The organism is Streptomyces sp. NPDC054956, assembly GCF_053609185.1.
Genome location: NZ_JBSGXB010000245.1, coordinates 1 through 11,754, shown reverse-complemented (window position 1 = coordinate 11,754; position 11,754 = coordinate 1). Strand labels below are relative to the sequence as shown.

At 74.7% G+C, this 11,754-nt stretch carries 12 protein-coding genes; 8 read left to right on the top strand and 4 right to left on the bottom strand.

The annotated features are described in order from the left end of the window. Positions 1 to 526 precede the first annotated feature (526 nt). The 3 genes from ACWGDE_RS29075 (at position 527) to ACWGDE_RS29065 (ending at position 4,278) form a co-directional block, all read left to right on the top strand. Entirely contained in the window at positions 527 to 1,972 is a 1,446-nt protein-coding gene (locus tag ACWGDE_RS29075; RefSeq protein WP_453392002.1) for an alkaline phosphatase PhoX, read from the top strand. A 422-nt stretch (positions 1,973 to 2,394) separates the two neighbouring features. Beyond that, entirely contained in the window at positions 2,395 to 3,294 is a 900-nt protein-coding gene (locus ACWGDE_RS29070) for a polyphosphate kinase 2 family protein (protein ID WP_453392001.1), read from the top strand. A 75-nt stretch (positions 3,295 to 3,369) separates the two neighbouring features. Continuing rightward, complete coding sequence (locus tag ACWGDE_RS29065) at positions 3,370 to 4,278, top strand: polysaccharide deacetylase family protein (protein WP_453391999.1); 909 nt, start codon at positions 3,370 to 3,372, stop codon at positions 4,276 to 4,278. 63 nt (positions 4,279 to 4,341) lie between these two features. Here the strand turns inward: ACWGDE_RS29065 and ACWGDE_RS29060 are convergent, their stop codons facing one another. From ACWGDE_RS29060 to ACWGDE_RS29045, 4 genes are read right to left on the bottom strand one after another with little or no spacing between them, the layout of a single operon-like run. Continuing rightward, positions 4,342 to 4,542, bottom strand: a complete 201-nt coding sequence (locus ACWGDE_RS29060) for a hypothetical protein (RefSeq protein WP_453391998.1) — start codon at positions 4,540 to 4,542, stop codon at positions 4,342 to 4,344. A gap of 14 nt (positions 4,543 to 4,556) precedes the next feature. Then, positions 4,557 to 5,228 carry an ABC transporter gene (locus ACWGDE_RS29055; protein ID WP_453391997.1) on the bottom strand — a complete coding sequence of 224 codons (672 nt, stop codon included), beginning with the start codon at positions 5,226 to 5,228 and terminating at the stop codon, positions 4,557 to 4,559. Continuing rightward, positions 5,225 to 6,103 (bottom strand): ATP-binding cassette domain-containing protein, encoded by an 879-nt coding sequence (locus tag ACWGDE_RS29050; RefSeq protein ID WP_453392000.1) that lies wholly within the window; start codon positions 6,101 to 6,103, stop codon positions 5,225 to 5,227. Before ACWGDE_RS29050 ends, ACWGDE_RS29055 begins: the two co-directional genes overlap by 4 nt. 41 nt (positions 6,104 to 6,144) lie before the next feature. Then, a complete protein-coding gene (locus ACWGDE_RS29045) occupies positions 6,145 to 6,819 on the bottom strand; it encodes an AIM24 family protein (protein WP_453391996.1) in 675 nt (224 codons plus the stop codon). A 71-nt stretch (positions 6,820 to 6,890) separates the two neighbouring features. Between ACWGDE_RS29045 and ACWGDE_RS29040 the strand changes: the two genes are divergently transcribed. The 5 genes from ACWGDE_RS29040 to ACWGDE_RS29020 all read left to right on the top strand — a co-directional run. Further along, positions 6,891 to 7,640, top strand: a complete 750-nt coding sequence (locus tag ACWGDE_RS29040) for an aminoacyl-tRNA hydrolase (protein ID WP_453391995.1) — start codon at positions 6,891 to 6,893, stop codon at positions 7,638 to 7,640. Positions 7,641 to 7,824: 184 nt separating this feature from the next. Next, positions 7,825 to 9,267, top strand: coding sequence for a multinuclear nonheme iron-dependent oxidase (locus tag ACWGDE_RS29035; RefSeq protein ID WP_453391994.1), 1,443 nt, complete (start codon positions 7,825 to 7,827; stop codon positions 9,265 to 9,267). Next, entirely contained in the window at positions 9,264 to 10,346 is a 1,083-nt protein-coding gene (locus ACWGDE_RS29030) for a TIGR04222 domain-containing membrane protein (RefSeq protein ID WP_453391993.1), read from the top strand. Before ACWGDE_RS29035 ends, ACWGDE_RS29030 begins: the two co-directional genes overlap by 4 nt. A gap of 83 nt (positions 10,347 to 10,429) precedes the next feature. Further along, positions 10,430 to 11,221 carry a TIGR04222 domain-containing membrane protein gene (locus ACWGDE_RS29025; RefSeq protein ID WP_453391992.1) on the top strand — a complete coding sequence of 264 codons (792 nt, stop codon included), beginning with the start codon at positions 10,430 to 10,432 and terminating at the stop codon, positions 11,219 to 11,221. Between the two features lie 67 nt (positions 11,222 to 11,288). Beyond that, a partial coding sequence (locus ACWGDE_RS29020; protein ID WP_453391991.1) for an ABC transporter substrate-binding protein occupies positions 11,289 to 11,754 on the top strand: 466 nt, incomplete at its 3' end.

Below are 11,754 nucleotides of genomic sequence, written 5' to 3'. Positions count from 1 at the left end.
GTCCTCGCCGGGCGGCCCGACCGTCCTCGCCGGGCGACCCGGCCGCCGGGCCCCCTCGGAGACACCTTGCCGGCAGGCCCGGCCTGACCGGCGGGACTCCCCCACCCCGCCCCTTCCCGAAACCGGAGGCTCCGCCCCCGGCCCCCCGTCCCGGGGCTCCGCCCCGGACCCGGGCAGGGGCTCCGCCCCCGAACCCCCGCGCCTCAAACGCCGGCGGGGCTGCATGTGCCTGACGTGGGCTGGATGTGCCCGAGGTGGACTGCATGTGCCCGGTGTGGGCTGGATGGCGCGGAGCGTCATTTCAGCCTCGCCGGCGCTTGAGGCGCGGGGTCCGGGGCAGAGCCCCGCCGCGCGCCGCATGGTCCGGCGCAGCGGGAAGGGGCCGGGGGGACGGCTCCGCGCAGTGGAGCCCCGTACCCCCGGGTGAGGGGATGGCCGCGCGCGGCGGAGTGCGGGTGGGCGGGCGGCGTGGTACCACGGGGCCTTCGCATGTCCGCCGTGCCGCCTGGAGTTGCCGATGCCGCCGATGTCCATGAGCCGGCGCAGTCTGCTCGCCGCCGGCTCCGTCGCCTTCACCGGAGCACTCGGAGCGCTCTTCGCGGGGGCCGGGCCGGGAGCCGGAGCGGGGTCCGGTGCCGGAGCAGGTTTCGGTGACGGGCAGAAGGCCGGGCCGGGAGCCGGAGCAGGGTCGGGGACCCGTGCGGGAGCGCGCCGCGCGGGTGTCGCCGCCCGTGGCTACGGCCCGCTCGTGCCCGACCCCGCCGGACTGCTCGACCTGCCGGCCGGGTTCACGTACCGCGTGCTCTCGCGCGCCGGCGACCCGCTCCGCTCCGGCGAGGGCACCGTCCCGGCCAACTGCGACGGCATGGCCGCCTTCGACGCCGGGAACGGCCGCGTCCGGGTGGTGCGCAACCACGAGAACCGGACCACGGCCGCCCTGCGCGTATCGCCCGTGGACGGGCTCACGTACGACCCCTCCGCCCTCGGCGGCTGCACCCTCCTGGCGCTCGACCCGGCGGGCGGGGTCACGGCCGAGCGCGTCGCCCTCGCCGGCACCGCCGTCAACTGCGCGGGCGGCCGTACCCCCTGGAACACCTGGCTGTCCTGCGAGGAGACCGAGGACCGGGCGGGCACCTCCGGTTACACCCGTGACCACGGCTACGTCTTCGAGGTCGACCCGGCCGACCCCTTCCGCTCCGGCGCGGTCCCGCTCACCGCGATGGGCCGCTTCGCGCACGAGGCCGTCGCCGTGGACCCGTACCTCGGGGTGGTCTACGAGACCGAGGACGCCTTCGTCGAGCCCTTCGGCCTCTTCTACCGGTTCCTGCCGACCCGACCGCTCGGCGGCCCCGGCTCCCTGCGCGCCGGCGGCACGCTGGAGGCCATGCGCGTCCCCGGACTGGCGAACCTGGCGGTGGTGGACCGGCCCGGGGCCGAGTTCCCGGTGGAGTGGGTCCCCGTACCGGACCCCTCGGCCTCCGGAACACCGATCCGGCTCCAGGACTTCGGACCCGGCGGGATCACCCACGCGCAGAAGCTGGAGGGCTGCTACTGGGGCGGCGACGGCGTGTACTTCGTCTCCAGCTACTCCCGGGCCCGCGAGGGCTCCCCGGCCGACCACCACGGGCAGGTCTGGTTCTACGATCCTGCGCGCGCCCGGATCCGGCTGGACGTCCTGTTCGGCCCGGCCGCCGACATCGGGCTGCCCGGCGACTCCCCCGACAACATCTGCCTGGCCCCGGACGGCGGCCTGATGGTGTGCGAGGACGGCGGCGGCGCGCAGTACGTCTTCGGGGTGACCCCCGGCGGCGAGGTCTACCCGATGGCGCGCAACGCCGACGACATCGGCGGGCCCGGGGCGCCGGAGTGGGGGGAGTTCGCGGGCGTCACCTTCTCCCCGGACGCCCGGACCATGTACGTCAACGCGTACGCCCCCGGAACCACCTTCGCCGTGACGGGCCCCTGGCAGTGACCTAGGCCCTGCCGGAGACGCCCTCCGGCCCGTACGGCCTGGTCTTTCGCCATCTCGCGGCGCCGTCCGTTTTGCCGGAAGATCATATGGAAGCGACGGGATCGAGGTAGGTAGCGGTGGCCAAGAAGGACAGCACGAAGCCCGAGAAGGCGGAAAAGGCGGAGAAGGCCGGGAAGGCGGCGAGGGCCGGGAAGCCCGCGAAGGCCGAGAAGCCGGCCAAGGCCGAGAAGGTCGCGAAGGCCGAGAAGGACGCGAAGGCCGCCAAGGGCGGGAAGGCGGCCAAGGCCTCCGAGGCCGAGAAGCCGGCCAAGGACACGAAGCCGGGCAAGGCCGCGTCCGTCTCCGCGGCACCCGCCAAGGCCGAGAAGAAGCCCGAGTCCAAGCCCAAGCCCAAGCCCGTTTCGCTGCGCGAACTGCTCCGCATCTCCGCCGAGAGTTCCAAGGCCCCCAAGGGCTCCCGCAAGGCCGCCGCCCGGGACTCCGGCGTCCCTCTCGGCCCGGTGCTCCGCGTCCCGGCCGGCGAGCGCGTCGACCTCGGCGGCTTCCACCCGGGCGCCACCCCCGCGGGTCCCACCGACAAGGCGGCCGGCGTGGCGGCCACCGCCGGGATGGCCGAGCGGCTGGCCTCCCTCCAGGAGCGGCTCTACGCCGCCAGCACCGCCGGCGACCGCCGCCGCGTCCTGCTGGTCCTCCAGGGCATGGACACCAGCGGCAAGGGCGGCACGGTCAAGCACGTGATCGGCCTGTTCAACCCCTCCGGCTGCCGGATCAAGGCCTTCAAGGCGCCCACCCCCGAGGAGCAGAACCACCCCTTCCTCTGGCGGGTCATGAAGGCGCTTCCCCAGCCGGGCGAGATCGGCATCTTCGACCGTTCGCACTACGAGGACGTGCTCATCGCCCGCGTCCGCGAGCTGGCGCCGCGCAGTCAGCTGGGCCGCCGCTACGCGCAGATCAACCGGTTCGAGAAGTCCCTCGCCGACGACGGCGTGAGCGTGGTGAAGGTCTTCCTCCACATCAGCTACGAGGAGCAGCGCAAGCGGCTCCTGGAGCGGCTCGACAACCCGGACAAGCACTGGAAGTTCAACCCGGGCGACATCACCGAGCGCGCCGCGTGGCCCGCGTACCAGCAGGCGTACGAGCTGGCCCTGGAGAAGTGCTCCACGGACGCCGCGCCCTGGTACGTGGTCCCCTCGGACCGCAAGTGGTACCGCAACTGGGCGATCAGCAAGCTGCTGCTGGAACACCTGGAGGCCATCGACCCGCAGTACCCGAAGCCCGACTTCGATGTGGAGGAGTGCCGCAGGCGGCTGCTGACGGTGTGAGGCCCGAGCGACTGCCCGCGTGCTCGACCGCCTGTCGGTGAGCTCGATTATCGGATCGTCATATATTTTGCGTACGTGACCATTTCTGTGCGCAAAGCGGCGGCCGTGGCCGCTCTCGGTGCCGCCCTCGCGGGATGCGGAGGCGGCACCGGCACCTCGGACGCCGGCCGCGAAGCCCGTATGGGCACCCCCGCCGCGTCCGCCTCCGCCGCCGCGCCCGCCCCGGCCTCCCCCTCCGCGTCCGCATCCGCGTCCGGGTCCCCCCAGGCCGGTGCTCCCGGCAAGGCCCCGACGATGGCGCCCGGACCGAACGGCCTGACCCCCGTCTTCGACCGGGCGAAACAGCAGACCGACAAGACCGTGGCGCTGACCTTCGACGCCGACATGACCTCCGACCAGGGGCCGCGCGCGGCGAACGGGGAGCACTTCGACAACCCGCAGCTGATCTCCACGCTGCGCACCCTCAAGGTGCCCTCGACGATCTTCATGACGGGCCGCTGGGCCGAGGAGTACCCGGACCAGGCGAAGTCCATCGGCACCGATCCCAACTTCGAGATCGCGAACCACTCGTACAGCCACCACGCCTTCAAGTCCCCCTGCTACGGGCTGCCCACCCTCGACGAGGCCGCCGCCCGCGCCGACGTGGACCGGGCCTTCGACGCCTTCCGCAAGGCCGGAGCCGTCAACACCGTCCCGTACTTCCGCTTCCCCGGCGGCTGCTACGACGACCAGGCGCTGCGGGCGATCTCCACGGCGAAGGTCACGGCCGTCCAGTGGGACGTGGTCAGCGGGGACGCCTTCGCGAAGGATCCGGGCGCGGTCGCCGAGCAGGTGCTGTCCGGGGTCAAGCCCGGGTCGGTCGTGGTCATGCACTGCACGCGCAGCGCCGCCCCGGTCACCGAGGAGGCCATCCGCAAGATCGTCCCGGAGCTGCGCAAGCGCGGCTACCGGTTCGTCAAGGTGTCCGAGCTCATCGGGAAGTAGTTCGGGGACACCGCAGGCCCCGGGGACACCGCAGGCCCCGGGGACCCCACCGGCCCCCGGGGTTCAGCCGGAGCAGGCCGTGCGCTGCGCTTCCTGCCATTCGCACACCGGGCACAGCACGATGCCCGGTGTGGCGACCCCGTACTCGGTGGGCTTCGCGCACAGCACGCAGTCGGCGTACGGCGGCCCGGCCACCCGCCCGGCGGGGGCCGCGGGGGCGGGGCAGTACGAGGAGTCCGGCGCGCCCTGCTCGATCTCGTCCATGCGTACGAGCCTACTCAGCCCCGCCGGGCCGCGACCGCGCAGGCCACCGCCCCCGCCCCGGCGGCCAGCAGCACCGCCACCGCGCACTCCGCCAGCGGCAGCGCCACGACCCGCTCGCGCGAGCCCACGACCAGGGCGGTCACCGCGAGCCGGGCCGGGGACGCGGCGAGGCCCCAGGCCAGCAGCGATCCGAGCCCCGTCGCCAGGACGGCGAACCCGGGGCGCCGGACCAGCGGGCGGCTGCCCAGGGCCCCGACCGCGGTGCCGGTGGCCACGCACGCGCCCACGGCCAGTGCTCCGGCGAGGCCGGCGGACCCCGCGCGCACTCCGGTGCGGTCGCACATCAGCAGCACGGCCAGCGCGCCCGCTCCCCCGGCCGCGAGCGCCCCGGCCAGGGCGGTGAGCAGGGCCGCCGCGTGCACCCGTACGGGACCTCCCGCGGCGGCCGCGCAGTCGCGGGAGGCGGCGGGCTCGATGGTGACGCAGATCCGGACCAGCCAGGCGGTGACCGGCACCAGCCCGGCGGCCGCGTAGCCGAGGGAGTCCAGCACCGGGTCGCCCGGCCGGACCCCGACGGCCAGGAAGGCGGCGTACAGCAGCAGCGGTGCGAGCCAGCGCTGCGAGCGCAGCAGCAGCGCGGCCCGGTAGCGCAGCAGGGCGGCGAGGACCGCGGGGCGGGCGGTCACGGCTGCTCCCCGTGATCCGGCCGCGGCGACCGCGGCGACCGCGGCCCCAGTTCGCGTACGGCGACCACGTGCCAGGGCGGGCGCGCCGCGAGCAGTTCGCGCAGCACGGCATCGGAGCGCGCGGCGGTCACCGTCAGCGCCAGGCGCCGGCCGTCGTCGTCTCCCACGGGCCCCGCCGGCTCGGCCGTCAGCCCCGGCGGGAGTGCGGAGCCGGCCGCCCCGGCCACCTCGATGCGTACGTACGGCCCCGGATCCGCGTGATCCCGTACGGCCACCAGCGCGGTCCCCTCGACCCGGTAGCGCGCGTCGGCCGCGCCCGCCAGCCGCCCGGGATCGTGGTCGACGAAGACCACCGCGGCCCCGGCGGCGGTGCGTTCGGCGACGGCCCGGTCGAGCTCGGTGCGGGCCGCCCCGTCCAGACCGGTCCACGCTTCGTCGAGGACGAGCAGTTCCGGCCCGGCGAGCAGGGCCTGCGCCACGGCCACCTTCTGGCTGCTGCCCTTGGACAGTTCAGCGAGCGGGGTCCGCGCGAACCCGGCGGCCCCGAACCGCTCCAGCCACTCCGCGGCCCGGCGCCGGGCGGCGGCTCCGCGCAGTCCGTGCACCCGGCCCATGTGGGTCAGGTAGGCCTCGGCCGTGAGCGGCAGGGCGACGGGGAACCGCTCGGGGACGTACGCGGTGCGGCGCGGGCGGCCGGTGATCCGCCCCTCGCTCGGGGTGTCGAGCCCGGCGACGAGCCGCAGCAGGGTGGACTTGCCGCCGCCGTTGCGGCCCTCGACGCGCACGAGGGCGCCGCGCGGGATCGCCATCGAGATCCCGCGCAGCACCCAGGGCCGGCGCACGCCGTAGCGGCGGCCGACCGCGGCCAGCGTCACGGTGTCCGGGGCCGGGGTGCCGGGGCTCACGGCGTCCGTGGTCAATGCGCGGCTGCGGTTTCGGTGACCTCGCTCGGGCGGACGATGACGAACCCCTCGCCGCTGAGCTTGAGCTGAACGGCCTCGCCCGAGCCGCCGCGGATCATCGAGCCGACGGACTGGGACCGGTGCAGCCCCGTCTCCAGCCGGGCGCTCCAGCCGACGACCGCGTCGGTGTCCACGAAGACCGGGGCCTGCGGGGTGACCGGGATGACGATCGGGTTGCCGTCGCAGACGACGGCGAGCTTGCCGGTACCGGTGAAGAGGCTGTTGAAGAGGCCGCCGCCGGTCATGCCGGCGCCCTTCAGCATCTTGATCTCGTAGCCGAGGCTCGGGTCGAAGCACAGGACGTTGCGGCCGTTGATGGTGAGGGCGTCACCGGGCTCGAATTCGACTATGAAGCAGTTGCCCGCCTGGTGGGCGAACCAGGCCTCGCCCTGCCCGCGTACGGACATCAGCGCCAGCCCCTCGCCCGTCACGGCGCGCTTGAGCATGCCGCCGATGCCCTGCCCCTTGCGCTCGAACTGCAGGTTGCCGCGGAAGGCGACCATCGAGCCCTGACGGGCGAGCATTTCACCGTTGACGGTGTACTTCACGGACTTGGCGTTCTGCAGGGTCATACCGGGTACGGCGGCCGCCTGCGCCAGGTTCTCGGACGCGAAAAGATCACTCTTCATGCCTTGGATCCTCGCCTGACCGGGACCCCTCGGACATCATCCTGAAGGCGGATGCTGGCAGAATCGGCCGGATGAGCACCGAGGACACGCAAGCGCACACCGACGTACCCGCCGTCGGGGCGGACAGCCCCTTCCGGCAGGAGCGGATCGCCCGCGACGAGGCGCCGCAGTTCGTGCTGCCGCTGGTGGTGCGGATCGAGAAGGCCGAGCCGCCGGCCCGTACGGACGCCCTGGAGACGGCGGCCCGCGCGGTGCTGGTGCTGCTGACCGACGAGCGGTCGGCCGGCGAGGGCGAGTGGGCCGAGGCGGTCCGCGACTGGCAGGACGCCCGCATCCGCAAGGTGGTCCGCCGGGCGCGCGGGGCGGAGTGGCGCAAGGCCGGGACCCTGCCGGGCGTCACCGTGCACGGTGAGGTGTCGGAGGTACGGGTCTTCCCGCCGGTCCCGCTGGACGGCTGGCCCAAGGAACTGGCCAAGCTGCAGGTGTCGGGCACCGATCTGGACGACCCGGGTCCGGTGGCCCCGGCGGAGACCGGCCTGCCGGTGCTGTGGCTCAACCCGGATCTGGACATGTCCGCCGGCAAGGCCATGGCCCAGGCCGGGCACGCGGCGCAGCTGGCCTGGTGGGAGCTGACCGGCGCGGAGCGTGCCGTGTGGCGCGAGTCCGGCTTCCGGCTGGCCGTGCGCACGGCCGCGCGCGAGCGGTGGACGGAGCTCTCCGCGAGCGGCCTCCCGGTGGTACGGGACGCGGGCTTCACGGAAATCGCCCCGGGCTCGTGCACCGTGGTGGCGGACCACCCCGCCCTGCGGGCGCGGCTGTAGCGCGGCCGACCTCACGAGCGCGGCCGACCTCACGCGCCCCTGCCGGCCCGGCCGTCTCACCCCTCGGCGGCGGCCGGCGTTCGGGAACCTCAAATGTTGCTCTGAACGTCCCTCTCGGCGGTTGGCTCGACTCCGACGGGGCCATGACATCGACACACGGACCGACGAGCGGGGGCGAGGGGACATGGAGCCCATGGCACACCTGGGGGTGGGCATCGGCTGGCGGCCGGAGATCGCGGAAGCGGTGGAGGGCCTGCCGGGGCTGGACTGGGTGGAGGTGGTGGCCGAGAACATCTGCCCCGGCCATCTGCCGGAGTCGCTGCGGCGGCTGCTCGACCGCGGGGTCCGCGTCGTGCCGCACGGGGTCTCGCTCGGACTCGGCGGCGCCGACCGGCCGGACCCGGCGAAGCTGGCCGCGCTCGGCGAGCGGGCGGTGGCGCTGGGGGCGCCGCTCGTCACCGAGCACATCGCGTTCGTACGGACCCCCGCGCTGGGGGAGGCTCCGGCGCTCGAGGCCGGGCACCTGCTGCCCGTGCCGCGGACGCGGGACGCGCTGGACGTGCTCTGCGAGAACGTACGGATCGCGCAGGACGCGCTGCCGGTGCCGCTCGCGCTGGAGAACATCGCCGCGCTGCTGACGTGGCCCGGTGAGGAGCTCACGGAGGGGCAGTTCCTGACGGAGCTGGTCGAGCGGACCGGGGTGCGGCTGCTGATCGACGTGGCCAACCTGCACACCAACCGGGTCAACCGGGGGGAGGATCCGGCCGCCGTACTGGACGGGATTCCGCTGGAGGCGCTGGCGTACGTGCACGTCGCCGGGGGTGTGGAGCGGGACGGGGTGTGGCACGACACGCACGCGCATCCTGTGCCGCGGGTGGTGCTGGACGTTCTCGCGGAGCTGCGGGCTCGGGTGGATCCTCCGGGGGTGCTGCTGGAGCGGGACGACGACTTCCCGGCGGAGGCCGAGCTGGCCGGTGAGCTGGCCGCGATCCGGGGTGTGCTGCTGGGCGGCCCTGCGGGGCAGATCCCCTACCCGCCCTTCCACCGTTCCCCGGGCTCCGCCCGGACCCGCGCCTCAAACGCCGGCGGGGCTGGGGTGGGCTCCGCCCGGACCCGGTCCTCAAACGCCGGCGGGGCTGGGGTGGGCTCCGCCCGGACCCGGTCCTCAAACGCCGACGGGGCTGGGACGGGGTCCGTCACGGCCGGGGACGAGTGGGAGAAGGTCCGGACCCGGGTGGGGGTGGGGCAGGCCGCGTTGTTGTCCGCGCTCGTGGCGGGGACGCCCGTGCCCGAGGGGTTCGACGGGCAGCGGGTGCGGGTGCAGGCCCGGGCGCTGGCGGCCAAGCGGGCCGGGGTCGTGGCCCGGCTGGCCCCCGAGCTGCCCGGGATCCTGGGCGGGGAGGAGCCGTTCCGCGAGGCCTTCCTCGGCTATGCCCGGAACCGGCCCATGGCCTCGGGGTACCGGCGCGACGCCCTGGACTTCGCCGAGCACCTGCTGATCCGGGACCTGCCCGCCGACCCCGCCGCCCGGCGCCGGCTCACCCTCTGGTGGCAGGACCGGGCCGGGGTGCGGCCGCCGCGCCGCGTCGTGCGCTGGGCCCGTGCGCTGACGGGGAGAGCGGCATGAACCTCTTCGACCTCCTCGCCGTCGCCATCTGGATCGGCGTCATCGCCTCGACCGTCACCCTGATGCGCGGTCTGCGGCGTTCGCAGCCCTCCACCCTCGGTCCCGCTCCCCGGCTGCACGACCTGTCCGAGGCCGCCTTCATGGCGGGCGGGCCCGGCGCGGTGGTGGACGCCGCGCTCGTCTCCCTGCTCTGCGACGGCCGCATGGTGGTCGGCGGCCCGGGCATCGTCCAGCTGCGGCCCGGGGTGCGGGCGACGGACCCCGCCGAGCGGGCCGTGCTCCAGGCCCATCAGGGCGCGCCGTCGGGCTGGCTCTACCAGATCCGGTACGCCGCCATGCGCGATCCGGCCGTCCAGGAGACCGGTGACGCGCTGGCCGCCCGCGGCCTGATCGCCGCGCCCGGCAGCCGGCGGCGCTGGCAGCGCTGGGGGGTGACCCAGGCGGTGGTGTCCGGGGTGCTGCTGATGCTGTCGCTGCCGCTCTCGTTCGTCGCCTTCGTGCTCACGGAAGGCCCCGTCCGGGTGCCGTTCATCATCGAGGTGTTTCCCGCTCTGATCGGCGGAATCGTGATGGGCATCGCGGGTGCCGGGCGCGCCCGGCAGCGGATCACTCCGGCGGGCGCGGCCGCGCTGCGCGACATCCGCGCGTACTACCGGGCCGACCAGAGCCCGTACGTCCAGACCTCGCTGTTCGGGCTGGCCGGGCTGCGCGATCCGTACCTGCGCGAGCAGTTGGTGCCGGCGGCCCGCGGGACCCGGCTGGCGGCGGCCCAGTCGCACGCGCCATCGCACTCGGGCGGCTCGGACTCCGCCTGGGATTCCGGGGCCGAGGCGATTCCGGTCGTCTGGTGCGCGGGCTCCGACGGCGGCGGGTCGGGCGGCTCCGGCGGGTCGAGCTGCGGCTCCGGCGGATCGGCCTGCGGGTCCTCGGGCGGCGGCGGCTGTTCCTCGGGTTCGTCGGGGTCGAGCTGCGGTTCGTCGAGCAGCAGCTGCGGGAGCAGCAGTTCGAGCTGTTCCAGCGGCTCCAGCGGTTCGAGTTGTAGCAGTTCGTCCAGTTCCAGCTGCGGCAGCAGTTCCTGAGCTCCCGTCACGGGCCCGTCACGAGCTGCTCACACCTCGGCAGAGACCTATGCGCGGGCTTCTACACCTTGTAGAAATCGGACATGTTCTGGGTCCTGTTCCTGCTCTTGGCCTGGGCAGGGGTGCTGATCGCGTGCACCCGCCTCCTGAGAGCCGCCGGCGAAGCCGTGGAGCCCGCGGGTGCGCCGGCCGCCGCGCGGCGCCGGCACGACGAGCTGAGCCTGTACGAGGCCGCGTACCTGGCCGGCGGCCCGCGGCGGGTGGCCGAGCTGACGCTGCTCTCGATGCAGCGTCAGCGGCGGCTGCTGCTCGCGCACACCGGCTGGGCCACCGTGATCGACCCGGTGGGCCGCGATCCGCACGAGCGCTCCGTACTCGGGGCGTTCGGGCCCGACGGGCAGGAGCCGGTGGAGTCCGTACGGGCGGTCGCGGAGCGGGACCCGGCCGTACGGGAGCTCGCGGACCGGCTGGGCGACGCGGGCCTCGCGCTGCGCGCGGGGATCAGGCAGGAGGTGGGCGAGGGCATCCGGTCGGTCCGGCAGGCCACCGTACTGGTCCTGGCCATGACGGTGGCCGCGCTGTGCGTGCCGACGCCCGGGACCACCACGACGATCATCCTGTGCTGGTTCGCGCTGCCGCTGATCCTGACGCTGGGTTGCCTGGCCATCGCCCACGTCGAGGGGCACGCGCACTCCTCGTGGGCCTCCCCCGCCGGGCAGCGGCTGCTGGTGGAGCTGGGGCGGGAGCGGGGCGGGCGGGGCTCGCTCGCGGCAGTGGCCCTGCGCGGGCCGCGCGCGATCGATGACCCCGAGGTGCGGGCGGCGCTCGCCCCCTACGGCAGGCGGGGGCGGATTCCGCGGCAACGGGGGCATTGAGCGCGACACCGGCCGGTGATCCTGTACAGGAGGCCGTGCGGCGGATCTCATCGGACCATCCGATGAGATGAGGGTCCGTCATGCGCAGGACGAGCCGCGCCCGCCGCGCCACCACGGTCCTCGCGCTGACCACGTCCCTGGCGGCCCTGCCCGCCCTGCCCGCCGTCACGGCATCGGCGGCAACAACGCCGGCGACAGCGGCCCCGGCACCCTCTACTTCGGCGAGGGCCTGAGCACCGTCAACGTCAACGTCACCGACATGGAGGGCCCCCTCGGCGACGTCCGCGTCCGCCGGGCCCTGTCCCTGGCGCTCGACCGCACCGGCTTCGTCAAGGCCGGACTCGCCGGCGCGGGCACCGCCACCAACTCCCTCACCACCCGCGCCGCCTGGGCCGCAGCGCCCGAGCACACCCTCAAGACCGCCTTCGACGGGCTGCCGCCCACCGGCCAGGACATCGAGCAGGCCAAGGCCCTGATCAAGGAGGCCGGGGCCACCGGCAAGACCCTGACCATGGCCACCAGCTCCATAGGCC